Genomic DNA, 23,452 nt, shown 5'->3' with positions numbered 1-23,452 from the left:
TTAACGCTGTTCTTCCAGAAAAGTTTTCACATCCCCTAGGGGGGTTAGCACCAAACGAATAGTCTCCACCCTATCATCGGCCAAAGGAGACACCAAGGGTTCCCCCGGAGTAGGCTGGGGCAGGCGGGCCATGTAAATACTCGCAGCCCTCCCCAAGGGGACAGTTTTTTCCACCATGCCGTCAGCATTGATTTGCAAACGATATTCCAGGGTTTGGGTTTGATCTTCCGATGGTTGCCACCGCTGTTGATAAAACTGACGTACCTCTCCCACCTGGGGAATGGTATCTAGCAAATTGGTGGAACGGGGAGGTATTGGGCGGGGCCGGGGAGGCCGAAAACTGACGGGATTGGATGCCGGAGGCAGGGAGGGCAAATCAGGGGGATTCCCTAAAACCTGACCACCGTAGGGCAATGGTTGACCATCGGGGCGGGGCAAAATTGCTAAGGCATTGGGGGAAGGTGGCTCCGGCGGGGGAGTTAAGGGCTGTAGGTTGGTGGGATCGGGAATGAAGATCGCCGTTTCTCCGGGGGCTGGGGGAGCCTGTAAATCCGGGGGGCGTACCCTTTCTGGGGGCACCACCAGGGGCACATTGGCATTGCGGGGAGGCGGAGTGCCCACTAGCACTGCACTGGGGGAGGGGAGGGGGTCCCGTAGGGTTAAGGTTTCCGCCAATTGGGGGGAAGGGATATTACCCCGGGGTGGAGGGGGCACCATGGAGCTAACTTCGTTGAACTGAAATTGGCTTCGCACCGGTAGCTGGAAATTATCTTGTACTATTACTTCCCCTTGGGGTTGACGCATCCAGGAAGCTCCCACGGCGATCGCCGCCACACCGCCAGCGGCAATGAGTCCCCACCCCAGCAACTTTTGAGGGGAATTTCCTTGGGGCAGGGGCCCAGGCATCCGGCTCGGCTCCAAATCCTGCAGGCGAAAACTTTCCAGGGCCAGCATAAGGTCATATAGCTGGGAGGTGTTAAAGGTAATGGGAGCCCCCATGCCCAACAGTTCATGGCCCAATGATCCCTGGGGCCGGAGGCAAAAAGATGGTTCCCCGTCTGGATTGAAGACCGGTTCTTGGTAGCTGTTGGCATCGAGGGAAGAAAAAGGATTGAGGCGTTGCTGGAGATAGGTTTCCACGGCTAGGGCCAAGGCTTCCAACTCCTCCGGGGTGCCGGCCAGGGTAAATTGTTCCACTTCCGGTAAACGGGGATCGTCAAAGTGGAGCACAAAACGATAGTCCCCGGGCAAAGTTTGGGGGGGCCTTTGCCACACCCGTCGAGTTTGCCACAGTTCTAAAGTACAGGTAGGGGGAGTGTAACGTCTTAGTTGTACATCCTTCGCCAGCTTCATTCGGAAAATACTCCCGGTCAACACACTCAGTTTGATCCAGGTTACCCGAAACCCAGGTTAGTTGCTCAAAGCTCAAGTGAGGAAAGTTAGCCCTAACAATTCAATTAAACGATAACACTCCAAAAAATTACCATTAGGCCCAGGGCAGTGCCATGGTGGGGCAGAAGACTAAAAAAGGATTGTTTGCCCAACTGTTGACTGAGAAAGATGGACCATAACAGTCCCCCTAAAAGCACCATGCCCTGCAAAAAGGCGATCGCCGCCGGGTCTGCCACTAACACTGGTAAATCAAAGGGTAAAGACCAGTGAAAAGTTTTGGGCACCAGGGTTAACACCTGACCTGCTTCCCCCAAACCCAGGTTGAGATAATGGGCCAAATTGGCCGCTAACGTCAGGGGCAATAAACCATAGGCTAGGTTAATAAAAGGGATCTTTTGCCCAACTTTAGGGGTGGGAATCAAAAAGTAGGCCATCAGTGGCAATAAAGCTGGTAAAAATAGCAAGGCGAGGGAAAGTAGACCATGGTTAGTAAATGTTCCCATCGGCGGCAAATGCCAAACTTCAATAAACTGGGGTAATCTCCTTAGCAGAACGCTATCGAGTAGCAATAACAATAATGCCACTTCGTAGGGGCGCACAGTGTGGGTGGTGACAATGGCGATCGCCGGAGGACGTAAATTAAATTCCACTGAACGATGGGGGCAGGCTTTGAGGCAAGTCATACACAGTAAACAATCCCGATTGTCGGTTAGTTGGGCGGGATGAGTACCCAGGGGACAACCTTCCGTGGCTTGACCTTCCCCTTTGGCGGGGCCTCCTTTATAACACTGATAAGTAGTACATTCTGCCGAACAGGTTCCTTGCTGGGCCCTTAATTCGGTGATGGCTAATTTGGCGAACATGCCATTCATACCACCGATGGGACAAAGATAGCGACACCAAAATCTTTGCTCAAAAATTACCGAACAAACCATGGCGCCCCCGGTAATTAGCAGCAGTAACCAAGCGGAAAGGTAGGCAGTATTTTCCAAATGCCACAGTTCTTCCCAGAGTAAAATCAGAGCAAAGAGGGCAAATAAAAACCAACCGCCCCAATTTTCCGCCGCTTGTCTAGGCCATTTTTTTAACTTTCTAGGCCAGAGCCAAAGGGAGATTTTTTGGGTTATTTCTCCATAGATCATAAAAGGGCAAACGGCGCACCAAAGGCGACCGACAAAAATAAAGCCCAATAACACTAATGGCCACCACCAGGCCCAAAATAAGTTCAACGCAAAATTTTCAGCCCTAGTTTGGGGTCCGAGGAAAAGAATGGCCACAATGACAGGAAAAGCAAATACGGTAAAGCCATAATTGAGGCGATCGGGCCACCAAGCACTGCGTAAAAATTGCCGCAGTTGGGGATAGCGATTGAGTAAGTTGAGGCGAAATAATTGTTTCTTACTTTGGGATGGCCAAATAATTTCTTCAGTAATTACCTTATCTCCCTGGAGTTGGGTCACTGCCCGTTCGATCAGATTATTTAATTCCCGAATGTTATTGGGAAAATCGTAGGCTTGCAATCTTCGTAAAGCTTCCGGAGCTAAAGCGGGTACTTCAATGCCTTTGGAGCGGCAAATTAAGGATAAATAATAGTGACAATAATCTTCAATATCCGCTTTTCTCACCCTGAGGGGAGGAATTTTAATCGTGTTTTCAAATAAAGGTGTCAGTTTGGGAATAATATTTTCTGCCACCGCAATCACCTTAGCCCGACTGGTTTTGAAGGGGGGCAGTGGTTCCCCTGGGGAGCTAATTGGTTGATATATCCCTTCGCAAATCAAATTGGCGATCGCCGGTAAAAGCTGGGGATTTAACTCCTGAATATTATTTAACAATAGGGTGCCCTGGTCTAAAGCTTCCAAAAGCCCTGGTCTGCCTTGGCTACTACCAAATAACTCTTGGCCACTGGCGGAGAGGAAGGCGCAATTTATCTTCACCATCACCGACTTTTGGGCTTCCGCTGAGCCAAAATGAATCAAAGCTGCCGTATTATCTTTCTCTAAACCAGGTTCACCAAATAACAAGACTGGTTTTTGATCCATCGCCGCCGCTTTAATTTGTTCCCGTAGCTTTTGGGCGTAGCGACTTTTGCCCATGATGGCCCGCTTAGCAGCTGGCACAAGGTAGGGGCGGACAATTTTTTGTTTTTCCTGTTCAAGGGATAGTTGGGCATTAATTTCTTTCAATCCTTGCACCAATTGTTGGGAAAAAGCCTGGGTTATTTGGGGGTAATCCTGGAGTAATTGCCGCATTTTTTGCTCCGGTAAACACCACAACTCACAGTCAGTAAGGGCAAGAAAATCCTGTTCCCAGGGACTATCAATTATGAAAGCTTCTAAGTTAATGATCGCCCCCGGCAATAAACAAATCTTTCTGGTGTCGGACTGCAACTGTCCTTGCCCAAGAATATAAAGGTCGGTCCCTTTCCCTTGATCCCTACTTTTGGGTAAACTTTCCCCTGTACCCAGGGAAAATCCAATTAATTGGTTGGCGATCGCCTCTAGTATGTCCGGGGGAAGCTGGCCTAATTCTGTGCGTTGTTGGAGCAATGTAAGTAAAGGAGAAAGGCGATCGATCATGGCAAAACCTCTAAGGAAAAACCTATGATCATACTAATCGATGCCGTAACCTCTATCCTGAGTTAAGTTCTGGAATATCCTTAATCTAAGTTATGAAATTGCCCTACGGAGACCAAGCTGATGTGAAGCAAATAACTGATAAACTACAGACATATTCCCTTAGCCTGACCCATCCTAATGGCAAACATAAAGCTAGACTTTTTCGAGCTAAATTAGGTATAACAATAAATAACCAAGATTTTCTTATTACTAAGCTCAGAGAAGTAGCTGCCCATTACAAAAACTTTGAGTTGACAAATTCTGATCAGTACGGAGAGCGTTATGTGGCAGTTTTTCCCATGACCACGACCGTCGGAACAGCACAAATACTTAGTGCTTGGATAATTCGTCCTGGAGAGACCTATCCTCGACTAACCAGTGTTTATCCCATTCGCAATTAGTATTGAGGAAATTATAATTATGGACAACCTGCAGCTACATAATCTTGTGGCGTTAAAAGAAGATATCACTTCCAAGCTTTTTATGACCAACCAGCCAATTCTATTGCGTCACGGACAAGTTGGGACAATTATTGAGATTCTGGGCGAAGGGGAAGCTTTTGAAGTCGAATTTGCAGATGGAGATGGTCAGGCTTATGCCATGTTGGCGGTTCCCAGAGAAAAATTAATGGCTTTACACGATCAGCCAATTTTACTAGAACGTTAAGCAGTACTAAATTGGACGTTAGGTTTAGTTATTAGCTGGTATCTCCGGTAAAATGGGCGGGGATTTAAGCGCAATTTGAGGAAGTTCGGTCAATGTCAAAATTTGTTTTCGTGACTGGGGGGGTAGTATCCAGCATTGGCAAGGGCATTGTGGCCGCTAGTTTGGGACGGTTACTCAAATCCCGCCACTATTCCGTCTCCATCCTCAAGCTCGACCCCTATATCAATGTGGACCCTGGTACCATGAGTCCATTTCAGCATGGGGAGGTGTTTGTCACCGAAGATGGGGCCGAAACGGATTTGGATTTGGGGCACTACGAGCGTTTTACCGACACTTCCATGTCCCGCCTCAACAGTGTTACCACGGGGTCCATTTATCAGGCGGTGATCAATAAGGAACGGCGGGGAGCCTATATGGGGGGCACAGTACAGGTGATTCCCCACATTACCAACGAGATTAAGGAAAGAATTCTCCGGGTGGCCCAAAACACTAGTCCCGATGTGGTAATTACCGAAATTGGCGGTACCGTGGGGGACATCGAATCCCTGCCATTTTTGGAAGCTATTCGCCAGTTCCGCAAGGAGGTGGGTCGCCATAACGTTATCTATATGCACGTTACCCTCATTCCCTGGATTCCCGCCGCCAAGGAGATGAAAACCAAGCCCACCCAACACTCCGTTAAGGAATTACGTTCCATTGGCATTCAGCCAGACATTCTAGTTTGTCGTTGCGATCGCCCGTTGCACCCAGGCATGAAGGAAAAGTTATCGGAATTCTGTGACGTGCCGGTGGAGTCGGTCATTACCTGCCAGGATGCCACCAGTATCTACGAGGTACCGCTAATTTTAGAAAAAGAAGGGCTAGCCCAACAGACCTTGGAATTGCTGAAAATGGAAAACCGATCGCCGGATTTATCCCAATGGCAATCCCTGGTGGAAAAAATGCAGTCCCCGCACCATGACATCACCGTGGCCCTGGTGGGTAAATACGTTCAACTGAGTGATGCTTATTTATCCGTGGTGGAAGCCCTCGGCCATGCGGCGATCGCCAGTGACAGCAAACTCCATCTGCGTTGGGTCAGTGCCGAAGAAATCGAAGCCCAGGGAGCAGCTAAATTTTTAGGGGATGTGGATGGGGTGCTGGTGCCCGGCGGTTTTGGCATTCGGGGGGTAGACGGCAAAGTCCAGGCGATCGAATATGCCAGGGAAAATCAAATGCCCTTTTTGGGTCTATGTTTGGGGATGCAATGCTCGGTCATTGAGTGGGCCAGAAACGTGGCCAAGCTAACGGAAGCCAACAGCGCCGAATTTGAAACGGAAACCCCCAACCCGGTAATTAATTTATTGCCAGAACAGCAGGATGTGGTGGATTTGGGAGGCACGATGCGGCTAGGCCTGTACCCCTGTCGCATTGCCCCGGACACCCTCGCCTTTTCCCTTTATCAAAAAGAAGTGGTGTACGAACGGCACCGTCATCGCTATGAATTTAACAACTCCTACCGCACCCAATTCATCGACACCGGCTTTGTGGTTAGTGGCACTTCCCCCGATGGCCGCCTAGTGGAAATCATTGAATATCCCCACCATCCCTTTTTCATTGCCTGCCAATTTCACCCGGAATTTCACTCCCGCCCCAACCAAGCCCATCCCCTCTTTAGCGGCTTTATTAACGCGGTCTTAAAACGTCGCAATGCCCCTGCTAAGATAGCGATTAACTGCCACACCGTTACCGAAGACCATGAGCCAAATTAAACAAATTCAGGGTAAAGCCTTGCCCCTAGTGGGGGATGACATCGACACTGACCGTATCATTCCCGCCCGCTTTTTGCGCTGTGTCACCTTTGATGGCCTAGGGGAATTTGTCTTTGCCGACGATCGCCAGCAACGGGGGGGTAACCACCCCTTTGATCTGCCCCAACACCAAGACGCCAAAGTGTTAGTAGTCAACCGCAACTTTGGTTGTGGCTCCAGTCGGGAACACGCCCCCCAAGCCATTATTAAATGGGGCATTAAGGCCATCATCGGGGAAAGTTTCGCTGAAATCTTTTTGGGTAACTGCCTAGCCAATGGTGTGCCCTGTGTCACTGCCCCCCATAGCCAGGTTGCGGATTTACAACAAGCCATTACAGCAGACCCTGATTTGTCGGTGCATTTAGACCTGACCACCGCTTCCGTTAACTACGGCGATCGGAGTTTTTCCGTAATTCTCTCCGACGGGGCCCAGCAAATGCTACTGGATGGGCAATGGGACACCTGTGGCCAACTGGTGCAAAATCAGCGGAAAATTGCAGCCACCACCGAAAAATTGCCCTATCTCCATTGGCATACTTCTGCCGCCTAGAACCAGTGCTTTTTTCCGTTGGGTGTGTCGGTAAGCCAGCTTTTTTGGGCACAATGCCCCCAGAGTTGGTTTATGTCTGAATCATCAGAATACACAGCTTTGCTTTCCCCTCCCACCACCGTTAGGACACAATGGAAACTGAGCAACTTCTTTGGCAATATGGCCAAGGCACTAGGGATTTTAGCCGCATTGAACTACATCACGCCGATTTAATCCAGTCCGATCTAGCAGGTATTATCCTCAACCGGGCCCTGCTGGAATATGGCAACCTCAGCGGCAGCAATTTATCCCGGGCCCAGCTACGGCGTACTAACCTAAGCCATGGCCGTTTGATGGGAGTAAAATTCGTTGGGTCAGACCTGACTGGCATAGATTTAAGTTACTCAGACCTTAGTTGGTCGGACTTAACCGATTGTGACCTCAGTGGAGCCAATTTAGCCTATGCCAAGCTCAAACAAGCCCGGCTGATACGGACAAATCTAGAAGGGGCTAACTTGGTGGAAACTGATTTCCAAGGAGTAACCCTAGAAGCGGTTAATTTCAGTCGGGCAGATTTAAGTGGAGCCGATCTCACTCGAGTTGATCTGGCGGAGGCTAATTTTAGTCGGGCGGACCTAAGTGGAGCGGATTTTCGTAAGGCCAACTTTGACCATGCAAATTTGTATAAGGTGAATCTAAGTCAAGCCCAATTACGTCACGGCACAGTGGAGGAAGCTTTTCTCCAGGGAGCCGACCTCAGTCAAGCTAATTTGAAAGGGGCGAATTTAAGCAGGGCATTAATGAAGGAAGTTAACCTCAGTTTGATTAATCTATCGGAAATTCACCTTAAAGCTCTCCCCAATAAGGAGCAGATTAACTGTGCCGGTTGCGCTCTGCGGGGCACCATTTTCCAGGGAGCTAATTTCCAGAATGCTAATTTTGAGTATGCTTTGATGGAAAAAGCTTTATTAGCCGGGGCCATACTCCGGGGGGCGAATTTAGTTGATGCCTCTTTACGGGGGGCGGACCTACGCAATGTCAATTTTCAGAATAGTCATATTAGCAGCATAAACTTGGCGAAAACAATTATGCCCGATGGGAGTGTGCATCCCTGATGAGAGTGTTATCGGTGTTTGGGGCGATAGGGGGAGTGATGATGTTGGCCAGCGGTGCTTTGATGGCGATCGGCAATCCTGGCAAACCAGACTATGAACATTATGCGGTGGAAACCCTCAGCATTTACCTAAAAACGGAGATTTGCCCCCAAGCACCGGCGGATTTTGGTGGCTTTGTCCAGAGTTATTGCAAAACCCTGGTGGATGTGGGACAACCGCAAATTAAGCAGGTCATCGCCCAAACTACCAATCAACAAAATTTCTTGCTATTTAGCATTTACCAAACCACCCTAGCTTTGCCGGATCCCTTGCCCACTTACGAGTTTCAAACCATTGGCATAATGAAACAGTTTTATACCTATCAAGCAATGGAAATTTGATGTTTTTTCCAATTTCTCTAAAGGTATTGTTGCAATTTAGCCAAAGCCCTTGGGCATTCTTAAAGACAAGTCACAAATACTTTCCCGGTATTACTATACACTTAATCTTCGATTCTATTTTTCTGGCTATTATTGTTCTTGTATCAGTATAAAATAAGTTGAATTTGCTGGGTGTAAAGCAATTTTTATCCATACCAACACCGTGTTCCCCGGATAAACTTCTCCCATTGCTACACAGCGTCTGAGAATTTCTCCTCCCAATTCTTCCATCTGTTCCCAGGCCCCGGGCAGTTTTTAATCGTACAAAATTAGAGGATTTATAGTCAATTCAAATAAGATTGAGATGACCAAAGTCTTTACCAAAGACGCTTTTAGCTTTAGTAGGTGTCTTACTTTCAATTAAATCAACTATAGGTTTCCATCCCCAGCGTGAGAACGTTCACCATGGGAAGACCATATTTTTTGCTCAACGTATTAATATCGGCCAAAATTTGTAACAATTGTGTGCGGAGTACGCCCCCATCTTGGACAAAGTATAGTCGTTTCTAGTAAGACTGAGGTAGTCAAATTCACCGAAAAGCTTGTCAATAAATACCTAAGCAGTCTCGAAATTATTTGAAACATAATTGGGGCTTAATTTGTCCGCCGCCATGGGGACCACTTTTCTGTCCTTGAACATTTTAAATCGGGTTTCTTGCCCATAGGCGATCGCCAAAAATGCGGGTTAATTCTTTACCAAAAACTTCCTAATTTCAAACAATAGGAAATAGTTTGTAATAAATCATCACAAAAATAGTCAAGATATTGATGGCATAGTTAAATAAAAGGGGCCACATATTAGCATCAGTCCTTGCCTGCTCGTAAAGAACAAAAACTAGAGTGAGCACTTCCCCTACAAACCATGAGCCTAAAAATAAGGGAGAAAGACCATTAGCATTGCCATTAAGCCAACATTCGTAGGCCTGGGGGATACCGCAAACCGCCAGCATGAAAGCGCCGATCCATCCTATCGCCCTGAGATTTTGATTTGCTGGTTCTTGTTGCATCGATGCTGGTTTAAGAGTATGGATTAATTATCTTAATTTATTCAGACCCCATTCGTCCTAAAAAGCAATTAGTTTTTTCCTTTGACCATTTCTCAACTCTAAGTAGTTTGAGCCAGGGCTGATTATCTTCGTTTTTCTGTTTTAGAACTAATAAATTTCCCCCATTTTTTGATCCTGTCCCAAGTTAAGCCGTTGGGCATTAGCTACTTCACCACAACTGCGGGGAGTGGGAAAAAGTTTACCCGGATTGGCCAAATTATCAGGATTAAAACATTGCCGTACCCATTGCATAGTTTCTAAATCCACTTCATTAAACATACTGGGCATAAAGCAGTTTTTATCGATGCCAATGCCATGTTCCCCTGATAAACTACCGCCCAATTCGACGCAACGCTTGAGTATTTCTCCCCCCAATTCTTCCACTTGTTCCCAGGCTCCGGGGACTTTTTGATCATACAGAATTAAAGGATGTAAATTGCCATCTCCGGCGTGGAAAACATTGGCAATGGGGAAACCATATTTTTTGCTCAGCGCATTAATATCGGCCAAAATTTGTACCAATTGAGTCCGGGGCACTACTCCATCTTGGACAAAGTAACTGGGGCTTAATTTTCCTGCCGCAGCAAAGGCCGCTTTTCTACCCTTCCACATTTTTAAGCGGGTTTCTTGGTCGTAGGCGATCGCCGTATTACGGGCCCCATTTTGGCGGCAAATTTCTTCTACTTTGGCTTGGTTTAATGCCACTTCAATGGGTAAACCGTCCAGTTCCACTAACAAAATAGCCGCCGCATCCCGGGGATAACAATTGGTGGCCACCACATCTTCCACCGCATTGATGCTGAAATTGTCCATAATTTCCATACCCGCTGGCACAATGCCCGCCGCAATAATGTCCGCTACGGATTGGGCAGTGGCTTCCAAAGAAAGAAAATCCGCCAACACCACACAGATGGATTCTGGAGTTTTCAGAATTTTCAGCGTGATTTCTGTGGCAATGCCTAGGGTTCCTTCGGAACCAACAAATAAACCGGTTAAATCGTAGCCCGGCATTTCGGGGATTTGCCCCCCTACTTCCACAATGGAGCCATCGGGAATAACCAGTTTCAAGCCCAGCACATGGTTTGTTGTTGTCCCATATTTCAAACAATGAACTCCACCGGAATTTTCGGCAATGTTACCGCCGATGGAGCAGACAATCTGACTAGAAGGATCAGGCGCATAGTAAAAGCCAGCCCCACTGACGGTTTGGGTAACCCAGTTATTGACTACCCCTGGTTGCACCACAATGGTTTGATTATCGTAATCCACCGCCAAAATTTGTTGCATTCGGGTGGTGACAATCAACAGACTATTTTCTCCCGGTAAAGCTCCCCCCGATAATCCTGTGCCTGCGCCCCTGGCAATCCAAGGAATTTGGCGATCGTGACAGAGTTTGACTACCGTGGCCACTTGTTCTGTCGTGCGAGGTAAAACCACCAGGGCGGGCCGTTGTCGATAACCGGTTAAACCGTCGCATTCGTAGGTAAATAACTCGTCTTTGCGTTTAATCACTCCATCCTGACCAACAATTTTTTCGAGCTGGGGAATGATATCGGTGACGGCGTTGACGGGGGAGGAAATGGCCATGGTGGGGAAAGGGAAAGTACCTATGGCAAATTCTAGTGGATTTTGTGGTGGACAGCGGCACCAGTAGTACAATAGGGAGACTAGCTAGCGAAATTGCAATTATTTTCAGCCATCTATTTGTTTAGCCCAAGCCGTTGTCAGATTTTCCCAAATATGAGCGAAGATTCCTCAAAACCAGAAAAAAAAGAACCTGTTCCCCCTACGCCCCTACGATGTTTGGTCGGTTCGGGTATTTCCGCGACCTTGGCTTGGGGTTTATATCTTTTGACTTCGGCGATCGCCGTTAGTTTTGCCAGTAAGCCGGTGTTGTCCGATAAGGCGATCGTTCAGCGCATTGCCTCGGCGGTGAGAACCCTGGTATTGGGACTAGCTTCCATGGGCACCTTCATTTTTGCCTTTGTGGCGATCGGCTTGATTTTATTAATGATGCAATTAATCCTACAAAAATACGCTTCCAATAATGATGGGGATGTTTAGCTAAACCAATTTAATTTTGCCGATGAATTGTGTGGTTGTGGAACAAAATCGGCCCGTTACTTTCCTAAGGTCTGGATAATTAGCAAAATCAAGGACAGTCAATTGACTAGGTGACAGTCCGGGGCACAACGGACAGTAATGCCGGTCTGATGCTGTAAACGTTCTGCCAGCCCATGCAAGGTTTGTCGATCAACACATTTAAGCTGGAGCACAGGGCGATCGCCATAGGGGGTGCCGGTATGGTTGCCCCGGCCTTCCAGTTCCCGCTGGAGTGGCTTAGGCCTAGTGGGGCTGTTGAGTTGCACTTCGGTTGGCTTAATTAGGGATAAAAGTTCCACATAGCGGTTCTCGGCTGTCTGATCCCAGGGCTGAATGACCATGGTTTGAACCGATAATTCTCCCCTAAATTCCTGCTGAAAGGTTTGAATACCGGTCAAAATTTGCTCCAGGTCAATGGCGGCGATCGGTCGGTTGATTTTTTTCAACTGGGTTGGCCAAAGTCCATCCAGCTTGACGGACACTTTATCTGCCCAAGCTAATTCTTGCTGCACTTTAGGATCATTTAACAAAGTGGCATTGGTAAGTACCAAGGTTGGTTTCCCCGTCAAAGTTTTAATGCCCTGGAGAATTTCCTCCAAATTTTTCGCTAACGTCGGCTCCCCACTACCGCTCAAGGTAATTACATCCACTTCCCAGGGGGTAAACTGGGCCAATTCCCGCAAAATGTCAGCGGTGGCAACGAAAATTTGGCGATCGTCGCTGAGGTGTTCAATTTACCCCAATTGACAGTAGATACAATTGAAAGAACAGGTGGAGATAGGGCCAATGGGATCAATGCCCAGGGAACGACCATAGCGCCAGGAATTAACGGGGCCGTACACCGCCGTAAAAGTCGTGCTCAAATTCATCCCCTCGCCTTCCATGGGCCATCAACAATACCCCATCCTAACCAATGGGAGCGGGGGAAAAACCAGCCCCTACCTCTGCCCCGTGGCCCAGACAGAGTTAGTTTAGTTTCAGCCCACCATGGAATGTGCCATCTTAGCCGCATCAATGCCGGACTGAATGGCACCTTCGTAATAACCAGCCCATCGGGGAGAGGACTCCGTACCAGCCCAAATAATGCGTCCCACGGGTTCACGCCAGGCAGAACCAAAGCTTGTCCATGTGCCCGGCGTCATGTAGGCAGTAAATCCCCCCCTTGTCCAGGCTTCTTCTCCCCAATTAATCTCGATGTAATCAACGGGTTCTTTGGCCTGTGGCCCCCAGTAAGTGACAAGATCAGCCAAAATAGCTTTTCGTCGTTCAGCCTCACTCTGGAGGGCTAAGGTTACAGCCCGATCGCCAGCAACAAAGGAAGCGAGAACCCCGGGTGTACCGGAAGGAGGAGAAGAATCGGCGGTCAGCTCAAGGGTCGGCAGATTCCCTTGCCCCAAACCGTTGAAACCCTGCTCACGCCACCAAGCGGATGGGTAAATGGCAAAAACTTTAAACATGGAACCCATGGGAAAGCGCTGAAGCAAACCGGACGTCTGGGGCGGTAACCCTGGCTCAAAGAAAATTTGGCCCCGCACCGGGGGCGGCACTGCCACCACCACAGCCCGGCAATTGTGTACGCTTCCGTCCGCGGCTTTTACTTGGTAACCTTCTCCCTGGCGAATAACAGCCTGGGCCGCTGCATTCATGCGGATTTCCCCCTTAATCTGACCCGCCAATAGCTCTGGCATCTGACCGGCCGCGCCGTAGAGAAGCCACTGTTCAGGAGTTTCCTCTTGAGGTGAAGCTTTTTGGGTCTGGGCCAAATGCAGAATCGAGGAATCCCCTGGTTCAAAACCACCAGATCCTCCGACCCGCGAATACCATTTGAAGATATGATACGCAAGTTCAGAATCAGTACGATCCCGCATCCAGCTCTCAATGGTCTGGGTGTCTAAGTTTCTCGCCTGGGGCGATCGCCAGGGATGTTCCGCATCAATGGTTTGCACTAACTGGAGAAATTCTCGATGTAGTTTCAGAGCTGCCTCGCGCTCTTTAACTGGGGCAGGGACATCTTCGTAATTTACATAGAGAAATGAGTTGGCCCAGTCGCTGGCCATGGGGGCAGCAATTTTTTTATCATTCCAAATCAGAACTGAGTTGCCATCGTAATAACTATCGAATTTTTTCAACCCCAGCTCTTCCGCTAAAGCCTTAAAAAGATAATGGGTCTTTCCCATCCATTGGCCACCCAAATCTACCCACCAATCCTGTATGGTTTTTTTGCGTACACAACGGCCACCAATGCGTGGACGTGCTTCCAATATTGTTATAGTATGACCCTGTTTTTCCAGCTCCCGGGCGGCCATCAAGCCTGAAATACCAGCACCGACCACGACAACATCAACGGAAGAATTACTTGATAACTGTGATGATTTCGCCTCTGCACTTGCCTTACCAAAAAATTCATAACCAGATGCAGCAGTCGCTAACCCTGCTGTTGTGGCACCAAGGAAAAAACGCCGAGAAGTCCCCATATAATTTTTGAAGATAGGAATCAATATTCGGCACATTCTACCCGGAATTTTAGAAAATAGATTATCCCATCGATACAGCGTAATAAGATTTAATATATGCTCTTAAAAAAGACTTGCCTAATAAGCAAGAGGAGCTAAGAATAAGAAAAAAAATGAAGCCTCTCCGCTGCTTGCAATGGGGTATTAGGATCAAAAAAGACTAAGTTGCTGGGATTGATGTAATTTTTCATATTCTCTTCCTTGCTCTTTTACATACTTGGATATCATATTTTCATTTCCATATTATATGTTTACCAACTGTAATTACAAAATCACCATTACTCCAGAACTCTCCTTCCCATAATCGCTTTTTACATGAGGACATTTTTCAAATATTTCTCTAGCAGTTAATTTTAATCATCTTGACTAAGCTAGTTAGGCCGTAAATAGTAACTGACTGAATCAGAAAGTGAACATGCAAAAGTATTGAAAGATTAGGTAAAGGAGGAAAAAAGGGGGACAAAATATCCTCCAAGCAAGTAAATAATACCTACTATGTTAGGGGGGCTGAAGAAATAATCAAGCCCATCCTCCATTTATTACCGAGTGCAGATTACCCAATCTTGAACTCTAGATTACTATTTGAAATACGGTTGACATTTATCTTAGCTCGGTCTTTGACAAACATGAGAGATTTATTCTATTTACCGGTAATTTATCATCGTAACCAGATATATTTTAGGCTCAAGTTTTTTACTGGAATTTTAGCATGAAAGATGAGCATTATTCTGCTAACTGAAATCAGACCGCCTTGGATAAAAAGTAGTCTGTTGGTTGGGTCTGCGAAGGAGAGCGGTCAGGATGAAAGTTCATCACCTCAGAACTAGACCTAAGCTTTTAAACAAAGACAGTTGTCGGATCTATGTACCAGGATGTAGCCAAGGTTCCTTGGGGCAGAGTCCCTTGATAATTTCTGACATTAATAACCAAATCATTAACTGGATTAAAACCAGCCGTACCATCATTGATGATGAAGTAAATCTCTTCAAAACCCGGCGCTGTTGCCCTTACGAAAGCGGCACTATTTGCTCCCAATGCCTGCGCTCCCGCTAAGCTACCATTTGCATCTGCAAACACGCTGTTGACTATATTCGTCAGTGATGTACTGGCATTATCACTGGCTCGACTGAACTGAACGGGAATTCCCGTTATGAGATTCACTTTATCCTCCCCAAAGACAAAGTCTACAATGTCATCTAGCTGAGTCACCATTGATTCTCCAAATTGGTATCGGAACACGTCTACTCCGGCTCCCCCAGTTAGCGTGTCACGACCTACTCCTCCACTCAAAATATCATTGCCACTATCTCCAAATAGACGGTCATTTCCGACCCCGCCATTCAGGATGTCATTGCCTATCCCACCGTAAAGCGAATCATTGCCTTCATCTCCATTTAGGAAGTCATTACCTCCATTTCCGTACAGCTTGTCACTGCCGCTTCCTCCATAAATGCTATTGTTTCCTCCCTGTCCATAAACTATGTCATTGCCGGCTAGGGCATAAATGGCTTTTCCTCCTCCATCTCCGGAGTAGTTGTCATCACCATTGGTTAAATCGAATAGGTCAATGATTGCCAGGGTGACTGTTTTTTCTGACGCATTGTTGGCGGCATCAGTGGCAATGACGGTGAAGCTATAGCTAGGCTTGGTTTCAAAATCAGGATCTGCTATCAGTCTTACTTCCCCTGATGTGCCATTAATGCTGAAGACGGCAAAGTCTCCGACATTTTTTAAACTATAGGTGGTTGAACCTGTGGCAATATCCCCTGTGTCGGTGGAGGTAACTGTGTAGACTACTTGATTGACTCCACTGTTTTCATTAATCGCTGTTGCTGTATTACTAGAGGTAATCGTCGGGGCTACTTCATCTAGGTTGTTGATACCTAGAGTGACTGTTTTTTCTGACGCATTATTGGCGGCATCGGTGGCAATAACGGTGAAGCTATAGCTTGATTTAGCTTCAAAATTTGGATTGCTTGTAAGTGTGACTTGTCCTGATGTCCCATCAATGGTGAAGGCGGCAAAGTCTCCGACATTTTTCAGGCTATAGGTGGTTGAACCTGTGGCAATATCCCCTGTGTCGGTGGAGGTAACTGTGTAGACTACTTGATTGACTCCACTGTTTTCATTAATCGCTGTTGCTGTATTACTAGAGGTAATCGTCGGGGCTACTTCATCTAGGTTGTTGATACCTAGAGTGACTGTTTTTTCTGACGCATTATTGGCGGCATCGGTGGCAATGACGGTGAAGCTATAGCTTGATTTAGCTTCAAAATTTGGATTGCTTGTAAGTGTGACTTGTCCTGATGTCCCATCAATGGTGAAGGAAGAAAAGTCTCCGACATTTTTCAGGCTATAGGTGGTTGAACCTGTGGCAATATCCCCTGTGTCGGTGGAGGTAACTGTATAGACTACTTGATTGACTCCACTGTTTTCATTAATCGCTGTTGCTGTATTACTAGAGGTAATCGTTGGGGCTACTTCATCTAGGTTGTTGATACCTAGAGTGACTATTTTTTCTGACGCATTATTGGCGGCATCGGTGGCAATAACGGTGAAGCTATAGCTTGATTTAGCTTCAAAATTTGGATTGCTTGTAAGTGTGACTTGTCCTGATGTGCCATCAATGGTGAAGGCGGCAAAGTCTCCGACATTTTTCAGGCTATAGGTGGTTGAACCTGTGGCAATATCCCCTGTGTCGGTGGAGGTAACTGTATAAACTACTTGATTAGGTCCGCTGTTTTCATTAATCGCTGTTGCTGTATTACTAGAGGTAATCGTCGGGGCTACTTCATCTAGGTTGTTGATACCTAGAGTGACTATTTTTTCCGACGCATTATTGGCGGCATCGGTGGCAATGACGGTGAAGCTATAGCTTGATTTAGCTTCAAAATTTGGATTGCTTGTAAGTGTGACTTGTCCTGATGTCCCATCAATGGTGAAGGAAGAAAAGTCTCCGACATTTTTCAGGCTATAGGTGGTTGAACCTGTGGCAATATCCCCTGTGTCGGTGGAAGTAACTGTATAGACTACTTGATTGGCTCCACTGTTTTCATTAATCGCTGTTGCTGTATTACTAGAGGTAATCGTCGGGGCTACTTCATCGAGATTATTAACTTCAATAGTGAAGACTTTTTCAAAAGACAGTCCCCCTTGATCAGTAGTTTTTATCTTAATATCGTACGTTGATTGTGTTTCATAGTTGGGAGAATTATTAATCGCCAACTGGTTGCCACTAATGGTGAAAGCGGTATTATCTCCGTAGCTATTCACCAGAGTATAGATAAAAGTATTTCCCGTATCGGGATCAGTCGTGGATAAGTTACCAATGATAGTTAAGGCGGCTACATTCTCATTAATAGTGGTAGCAGACAGGGACAAGTTGGTGGGGGCAGAATTCGGCGGAACCACACTTTTGAAGTAGTAGAGAGTGCCGTCACCTGCACCAACGAGTAAATCGAGATCGCCATCGCCATCGAGATCTCCAAAGGTAGGGACAGCAAACGTTCCTACATCGATGCCATTGAGGGGATTGGCGGCACCAGTTCGTTCTGTATAAACTGGGCTGGTGATAGTGCCCGTATTCTCATAATATTTTAGGGTGCCATCACTTGCTCCACCAATGGCATCGATGTCCCCATCTCCATCAAGGTCAGCCAAGGCTGGGGCGCTGCCAGCAGTACTCCCCGTATCAAAACCATTGAAAGGGTTGGCAGTACCAATTCGTGCTGTGTAGGCTGGATTGACATTGGTACCTGTATTCTGGTAGTAGTGAAATCTGCCAATGGTGTCCCCGCTGAGCATATCAAGGTCACCATCCCCGTCCAAGTCAGCGAAGGTAGGGATGCTGAAATTTCCCACATCAAATCCATTGAAAGGATTGGCGGTGCCAGTCTGTTGTATGTATACGGGACTATTAGTGCTGCCAGTATTTTTATAATAATTGAACAGCCCGTTCTGTATACCGCTGAGCATATCAAGGTCGCCGTCTCCGTCCAGGTCGGCGAAAGCAGGGGCGCTGTATGTGCCTACATCGATGCCATTAAGGGGGTTGGCGGTGCCAGTTCGTGCCGTGTAGGCTGGGTTAGTAGCATTACCTGTATTCTCGTAATAAGCAAATGCGCCACTGGTTAACCCGATTGTGACGTCAAGGTCACCATCTCCGTCCAAGTCAGCGAAGGTGGGGACACTGTATACTCCAATATCAATGCCATTGAAGGGGTTGGCAGTCCCTGTTTGCCGGGTGTAAACGCGAGGAGTGGTGGGGAGGTCGTTGTCGGCGATCACCACTTGGATAGGAGCAATGGACAGCCCGTTGAAACGGGTATCAGTACTGCTGATAGTGGTGGTAATAACTCCTTGGTGGGTTCCTTCGCCTACGGTGTCATTAATGGCGGTGACGGTGACAGTTTGGGCCACATTCCAGTTGGCAATGGTGAAGGTGAGGCTGGTGACGTTGGTGCTGAGTTGGATGCCACTATTGAGGGTAATTACTACATCGGCAGTGGGTTGTTCACCTAAAACTACGGTGTAGCTATCCGTGGTTCCGCCTTCAGTGACTTGGGTATTGCCCCCGGATTGGGTAATGGCGATCAGATCAACACTCAGGAAGTAATAGAGAGTACCGTCAGATGCACCAACAAGTAAATCGAGATCGCCATCGTCATCAATGTCTCCAAAGGTAGGGGCACTGAAATCTCCCACATCAATACCATTGAAGGGGTTAGCAGTGCCTGTTCGCTCTATATAAACTGGGCTAGTGATAGTGCCCGTATTCTCATAATATTTGAGGGTGCCATCAGTTCCTCCACTAATGACATCGAAATCTCCATCTTCATCAAGATCAGCCAAGGCTGGGGGGCGGTCACCAAAACCGGTTAACAGATTGAAAGGGTTGGCAGTACCAGTTCGCTGTGTATAGGCTGGATTAATGGGATTACCCGTATTCTCGTAATAGGGAAATGCGCCATTGGTTAACCCGGACATGACATCAAGGTCACCATCTCCGTCCAGGTCGCCAAAAGCGGGGGCACTCAAATTTGTCACAATAAACCCATTGAAAGGGTTGTTAGTACCAGTTCGCTGTGTATAAGCTGGGTTAATAGGATTACCCGTATTCTCGTAATAGTTAAAATTGCCAGCGACGTTCCCACTGAGCAGATCAAGGTCGCCATCTCCGTCCAAGTCGGCAAAGGTGGGAGTGCTTCTAGACCCGATATCAATTCCATTGAAGGAGTTAACGCTGCCGGTTTGCTCTGTGTAGACTGGGTTGGTGGTACTACCCGTGTTTTGGTAGTAGTTGAGACTGCCGTCAAGTTCACCAATGATCGCGTCGAGGTCGCCATCTCCGTCCAAGTCAGCAAAGGTAGGAGTGCTTCTAGACCCGATATCAATGCCATTGAAGGGGTTAACGCTGCCGGTTTGCTGGATAAAAAAGTTAGTCATAAAATTTGTATTTTTCGCTTAGTTTTAAAGGAATTTATAAAGGCTTATGCTAGGAAGTATTGTTTTAGCCAGGAGTCTTGAGCAAATTTTTTAATGCTATTTCCAGATTACGAACCCATTGCTTTGGCTGAAAAAGAGGCAATTTTTTCTTTTGTTGCAACAAGTTTTGTCGAACAGCCCGTAATTCCTGAGCATGATTGCCCCAATAAATTGCTCTTTCTTCATAGGACTGGGAACTGTCACAAATAAAGTCATCTAACCCAATACTGTAACAAATACTGGCTCCCATCCGTGAAGCAAAACTTTCCCCTGGACAAGTCAATAGGGGTAATCCTGATTGTAAAGCGGAGATCGCCGTTGCTCCCGCATTGTAGTTAAGAGTATCCAAAAATAAATCTGCCCGTTGTAGATGAGCTATAAAACTCATGAGGGGCAATTTGGGTAAAAATACTAACCGTTTTGGGTTCATACCTTGGTCTTCGGCTCTAGCTTCGAGATTTCGGGTAATGTTGGGGGAGATGTCACTTAGCCAGAGCACTGAGTCGGGAACCTGTTGGAGAATACGCATCCATACAGCAAATAAATGAGGATCAAATTTATCAGTGCGATTAAAACAGCAATAGACAAATCCTTTTTCGGGTAATCCTAAGGCCGAGCGGGGGGGAGCATTTTGGGTGATTTCCACTGGGGAGGCAACAAAAGCCTGGGGGAGTTCGATCACCTGCTCAGTGTAATACTGGCTAAGTTCTGGAGGAATAATTTGGCGATCGCCGAGAATATATTGAATAAACTCTGCCCCCATAGTGTCAGGGTAACCCAAATATTGTATTTGAATCGGTGCGGGTTGGAGGGCGAGGATTTCTGGGCGACAGAAGGTGGTGTAACCCCCTAAATCAATCAAAATATCAATCTCGTCAGCATAAATACGCCGTGCCCCCGCTTCCACGGAGAGATGGGCAATATCAATAAAATAATCACACCCCCTTTCGATGATTTTTGTGGTTCCATCCTTGATATCCGTGAGGGAATAGCAATAGATCTCAAATGAAGCACGATCATGGTACTGGAAAATCTCGGCAATGAGGGAACCCACCGCATGGCTACGAAAATCGGCGGAGAGATAGCCTAAGCGAATTTTTTCTCGGTTAAACTGTCGGGGCATAAATCCACAGATGTTTTTCAGTTCCGCCATCGTCTCCGTAATCGTTTGACTCCAGTGACGATTAACGGCGGTATGTAAGGCGATCGGGGCTCCAAAGCTATTCAAACTCAGGGGGGTAAGTTTCGCAGATTGGGGCGTTTCTAGGTGTTTTTGAATACGTTCAATTAGGATTTGTCTCCGACCATCAAAATCTTCCCAATCACAAAGGGTTAGCCGTAGATGTTCCTGTTGATAAAGAATTTCTGTTGCTTCTGGATTGAGTTGTAAAGATTGATTGTAGGCATGGAGAGCTTCTATGAATTTATTTTGGTTTTCCAAGATAAAACCTAAACTGCTATAGACGAAAGATGGATTAAAGGAAAGCTGATCCAATGGAGTCTTGATGATTTTTTCAAGGTATTGCTTGGCTGTATTAAGTTGTCCTTTGGTAATCAATAAACATCCCAGACTATAATAAGCTTCACTGAACTGGGGATTTAACTTAATAGCATTCTGAAAACAACTACTTGCTTCTTCTACATAGCCTAGTTGACGGAGTACACTTCCCAAAAGTTGGTGATTTTCTGGGTCTTCAGGCTGAAATTCTAGAAGTCGTCGAAGAACCATTTCCGCCCGCTTAAATTGCCGGCGAGTGCCATGGAGATTTGCCAAATTTCGATAGGCTAAAACAAAATCAGGTTTTAGTTCAATCGCTTTTTGATAGGCGGCGATCGCCTCTTCATGCTTGCCTTGTATTTGCCAAATACTGCCTAAATTACAATGGGCAACGGCTATGTTTGGATTGATTTTTAAGACTTTTTGATAGCAGGCGATCGCTTTATCGGATTTCCCTAACTTTTGCCAAGCATTCCCCAATTGATTGAGGGCAGGAATATAGTCGGGTTGTTGGTCTAGGATAGTTTGAAATTTGGCGATCGCCTCTTGTAAATTTCCTGCTTGGACTAACTTTTTAGCAGTTTGAAATATTTGCTGGATAATTCCATTGATAGGCTTTGATTCAGAAACTTTTTCCGTTGAAACGATCTCACTAAGGGTTTTATAACTGCCTTTGGTGTGGGGATTGAATACTGTTGGAGGTTGCCAGCCTAGTTTTTGCAATAACGGCTCTAAGATAGTGGTCACCTCAACTGTGCTGGAGTAAACCAAAATTAATTGAGTAATACCTTCATAGAAAACTTGCCGCTCTAGATTGCTCAACATTTGAGTAGCAATACCCTGACGACAGTAGCTGGAGTCAACCTTGAGGGAAATAATTTCTAGCCTATCCGGGCTGAATTTTTCCCCAATGACAAAACCCACTAGGTCTCCCCCATGGGATGCAGAAATGCCTACCACTTCTCCCCGTTGGGGTTGTTTTTGCCAGCGTTGTTGCAAGCTGGGAAATGTCATTTCGTCATAGGGGGCAAGGTTTTCGGGATTGAGGTGATAGACCCGTTGATATTTGATTGGAGCCGCAGTCAGTTCTGCTTGCGGTTGTAATTCCTCTATTTCTTGCCCTTCTTGGTTGTCTCCCTCCACCTGTTCTTTGCTTGCAAGGCCAGGAATGGGAGGTTTGGGGCCAAGGCTAGGACGTTTTACAGCAGGCTTAGTGGTAATTAAGCCACTACAACCGGGGAAAGTAATTAGCCGTTCAATGTCTTCATCTTCAAAACCAATGACCCTCGGTCTAGTCACTCCAGGTATCACCACTACGTCATAAAGTTCTGCGATGGTTTCTTCAAAAATGAGGGAATGAAAGATTTCTCCTGTCCGTAGATCAATCACCATCACACCACATTGGGGCGTCTGACCGATTTCATTTAAGCGCTCCTCTAACCTTAAACCACCAAAGTTTTTTGAGCGGAGTTGCGATAAACCGGCGATCGCCCAGTGCTTCCAAAATGTTAGTCCCCGCACAAAGCCAGGGCAGAAGGTAATGGCAACAAAACTACCATTTTCGATATAACCCAGCTCGCCAGTGCCAGAATTGAGTAGCCAGAGCTTGCGGTCATACCAGCGGGGAGAATGGGGCATAGAGAGTCCCGTGGCAATGATCTCATTGGTGCTAATGTCCATGACAATGCCGCCGCCCCGCCGATGGTTACGCCAACTAGCTGGTTTATCAGTGTGTCCACAGGCAGTCATATAACGGGGTTCTCCGTCCACCAACGCTAAGCCATTGAGATGACAACTATCCTGAGAAACCAATTTCTTGATAAAGGGCGGTTGCCACAGGGGTTTGAAACTATGCCCTTCTTCTATGGTGGCGAGGCAACTGTAATCAGTATTGACGAATAACAAAGTGCCATTTTTATCTAATATCAAGTCATGGACATTAAGACCACCCGTGATATAGCTCCGGCTTGGTCGATAAAGGCGATCGGCTTTTTGATAGGTTTCACCAAGTTTCAGGCAGTTATCCAGTCGCCAAATTTGGTAACGGGTGCTCATATAAAGGCTATCTTCCTTAACATGCAGCCCCATGGGTTTGTCAAACAGCCTTTCATTTATGGCTAGCTGACCGTCTGCATTACTTCCCAGTAAAATTAAACGATTGGTTTGATAGGTACTTAATCCAATGCTAATGTTTTCCCGCTGTAACCACTGAACAAGTTCCGTTGATATTTGCAGTAACAAGGTTGGTTGATTCATCTCATTTTGCTACGTTGTAGAGC

The 23,452-nt window shown here is 46.7% G+C and carries 14 protein-coding genes and 1 pseudogene; 7 read left to right on the top strand and 8 right to left on the bottom strand.

Features of this window, described 5'->3' with window-relative positions:
• A complete protein-coding gene (locus tag D082_RS06695; protein ID WP_028948473.1) occupies positions 1-1,353 on the bottom strand; it encodes a DUF4335 domain-containing protein in 1,353 nt (450 codons plus the stop codon).
• Between the two features lie 104 nt (positions 1,354-1,457).
• Positions 1,458-3,971 (bottom strand): sigma 54-interacting transcriptional regulator, encoded by a 2,514-nt coding sequence (locus D082_RS06690; protein ID WP_028948472.1) that lies wholly within the window; start codon positions 3,969-3,971, stop codon positions 1,458-1,460.
• 92 nt (positions 3,972-4,063) lie between these two features.
• On the opposite strand from D082_RS06690, the gene D082_RS06685 reads away from it, so the two are divergent.
• From D082_RS06685 to D082_RS06660, 6 genes are all read left to right on the top strand, one after another.
• Positions 4,064-4,411, top strand: coding sequence for a DUF6883 domain-containing protein (locus D082_RS06685; RefSeq protein WP_028948471.1), 348 nt, complete (start codon positions 4,064-4,066; stop codon positions 4,409-4,411).
• Positions 4,412-4,430: 19 nt separating this feature from the next.
• Positions 4,431-4,676, top strand: coding sequence for a DUF4926 domain-containing protein (locus D082_RS06680; RefSeq protein WP_028948470.1), 246 nt, complete (start codon positions 4,431-4,433; stop codon positions 4,674-4,676).
• A 92-nt stretch (positions 4,677-4,768) separates the two neighbouring features.
• Positions 4,769-6,427: a glutamine hydrolyzing CTP synthase gene (gene pyrG, locus D082_RS06675; protein ID WP_028948469.1), complete on the top strand. Its 1,659-nt coding sequence runs from the start codon at positions 4,769-4,771 to the stop codon at positions 6,425-6,427.
• The gene (gene leuD / locus D082_RS06670; RefSeq protein ID WP_028948468.1) at positions 6,414-7,016 is read left to right on the top strand and encodes a 3-isopropylmalate dehydratase small subunit; all 603 of its coding nucleotides are present in this window, start codon (positions 6,414-6,416) and stop codon (positions 7,014-7,016) included. Before pyrG ends, leuD begins: the two co-directional genes overlap by 14 nt.
• A gap of 131 nt (positions 7,017-7,147) precedes the next feature.
• Positions 7,148-8,110 (top strand): pentapeptide repeat-containing protein, encoded by a 963-nt coding sequence (locus tag D082_RS06665; RefSeq protein WP_028948467.1) that lies wholly within the window; start codon positions 7,148-7,150, stop codon positions 8,108-8,110.
• Positions 8,110-8,490 carry a DUF4359 domain-containing protein gene (locus tag D082_RS06660; RefSeq protein WP_028948466.1) on the top strand — a complete coding sequence of 127 codons (381 nt, stop codon included), beginning with the start codon at positions 8,110-8,112 and terminating at the stop codon, positions 8,488-8,490. The genes D082_RS06665 and D082_RS06660 overlap by 1 nt, the downstream gene beginning before the upstream one ends.
• A gap of 752 nt (positions 8,491-9,242) precedes the next feature.
• Here D082_RS06660 and D082_RS06655 read toward each other — a convergent pair.
• On the bottom strand, positions 9,243-9,536 hold the full coding sequence (locus tag D082_RS06655) for a PQ-loop repeat-containing protein (protein ID WP_028948465.1): 294 nt from the start codon (positions 9,534-9,536) through the stop codon (positions 9,243-9,245).
• Positions 9,537-9,683: 147 nt separating this feature from the next.
• Positions 9,684-11,162 (bottom strand): glycolate oxidase subunit GlcD, encoded by a 1,479-nt coding sequence (gene glcD / locus D082_RS06650; protein ID WP_028948464.1) that lies wholly within the window; start codon positions 11,160-11,162, stop codon positions 9,684-9,686.
• Positions 11,163-11,315: 153 nt separating this feature from the next.
• Between glcD and D082_RS06645 the strand changes: the two genes are divergently transcribed.
• A complete protein-coding gene (locus tag D082_RS06645) occupies positions 11,316-11,639 on the top strand; it encodes a DUF3082 domain-containing protein (protein ID WP_028948463.1) in 324 nt (107 codons plus the stop codon).
• 98 nt (positions 11,640-11,737) lie between these two features.
• Here the strand turns inward: D082_RS06645 and D082_RS06640 are convergent.
• The 4 genes and pseudogenes from D082_RS06640 to D082_RS17690 form a co-directional block, all read right to left on the bottom strand.
• Positions 11,738-12,541: pseudogene (locus tag D082_RS06640) on the bottom strand (radical SAM protein).
• A gap of 114 nt (positions 12,542-12,655) precedes the next feature.
• Positions 12,656-14,152, bottom strand: coding sequence for an FAD-dependent oxidoreductase (locus D082_RS06635; protein WP_038530425.1), 1,497 nt, complete (start codon positions 14,150-14,152; stop codon positions 12,656-12,658).
• A gap of 876 nt (positions 14,153-15,028) precedes the next feature.
• The gene (locus tag D082_RS17345; RefSeq protein WP_051738718.1) at positions 15,029-19,636 is read right to left on the bottom strand and encodes an S-layer family protein; all 4,608 of its coding nucleotides are present in this window, start codon (positions 19,634-19,636) and stop codon (positions 15,029-15,031) included.
• Positions 19,637-19,700: 64 nt separating this feature from the next.
• Positions 19,701-23,429 carry a TIGR03032 family protein gene (locus tag D082_RS17690; RefSeq protein ID WP_071880784.1) on the bottom strand — a complete coding sequence of 1,243 codons (3,729 nt, stop codon included), beginning with the start codon at positions 23,427-23,429 and terminating at the stop codon, positions 19,701-19,703.
• Between the last annotated feature and the right edge of the window lie 23 nt (positions 23,430-23,452).

This window comes from Synechocystis sp. PCC 6714 (assembly GCF_000478825.2).
In the GTDB taxonomy this organism is placed as follows: Bacteria; Cyanobacteriota; Cyanobacteriia; order Cyanobacteriales; family Microcystaceae; genus Synechocystis.
This window is presented reverse-complemented; position numbering and strand designations above follow the sequence as displayed.

Excerpts from the sequence above, each read along its gene's own strand:
- D082_RS06645 (WP_028948463.1), top strand. The coding sequence starts at position 11,316 with ATGAGCGAAGATTCCTCAAAACCAGAAAAAAAAGAACCTGTTCCCCCT.
- D082_RS06690 (WP_028948472.1), bottom strand. The coding sequence starts at position 3,971 with ATGATCGATCGCCTTTCTCCTTTACTTACATTGCTCCAACAACGCACA.
- D082_RS17345 (WP_051738718.1), bottom strand. The coding sequence starts at position 19,636 with ATGACTAACTTTTTTATCCAGCAAACCGGCAGCGTTAACCCCTTCAAT.
- D082_RS06660 (WP_028948466.1), top strand. The coding sequence starts at position 8,110 with ATGAGAGTGTTATCGGTGTTTGGGGCGATAGGGGGAGTGATGATGTTG.
- D082_RS06685 (WP_028948471.1), top strand. The coding sequence starts at position 4,064 with ATGAAATTGCCCTACGGAGACCAAGCTGATGTGAAGCAAATAACTGAT.
- D082_RS06665 (WP_028948467.1), top strand. The coding sequence starts at position 7,148 with ATGGAAACTGAGCAACTTCTTTGGCAATATGGCCAAGGCACTAGGGAT.
- D082_RS17690 (WP_071880784.1), bottom strand. The coding sequence starts at position 23,429 with ATGAATCAACCAACCTTGTTACTGCAAATATCAACGGAACTTGTTCAG.
- D082_RS06635 (WP_038530425.1), bottom strand. The coding sequence starts at position 14,152 with ATGGGGACTTCTCGGCGTTTTTTCCTTGGTGCCACAACAGCAGGGTTA.
- D082_RS06655 (WP_028948465.1), bottom strand. The coding sequence starts at position 9,536 with ATGCAACAAGAACCAGCAAATCAAAATCTCAGGGCGATAGGATGGATC.
- D082_RS06680 (WP_028948470.1), top strand. The coding sequence starts at position 4,431 with ATGGACAACCTGCAGCTACATAATCTTGTGGCGTTAAAAGAAGATATC.
- glcD (WP_028948464.1), bottom strand. The coding sequence starts at position 11,162 with ATGGCCATTTCCTCCCCCGTCAACGCCGTCACCGATATCATTCCCCAG.
- D082_RS06695 (WP_028948473.1), bottom strand. The coding sequence starts at position 1,353 with ATGAAGCTGGCGAAGGATGTACAACTAAGACGTTACACTCCCCCTACC.
- leuD (WP_028948468.1), top strand. The coding sequence starts at position 6,414 with ATGAGCCAAATTAAACAAATTCAGGGTAAAGCCTTGCCCCTAGTGGGG.
- pyrG (WP_028948469.1), top strand. The coding sequence starts at position 4,769 with ATGTCAAAATTTGTTTTCGTGACTGGGGGGGTAGTATCCAGCATTGGC.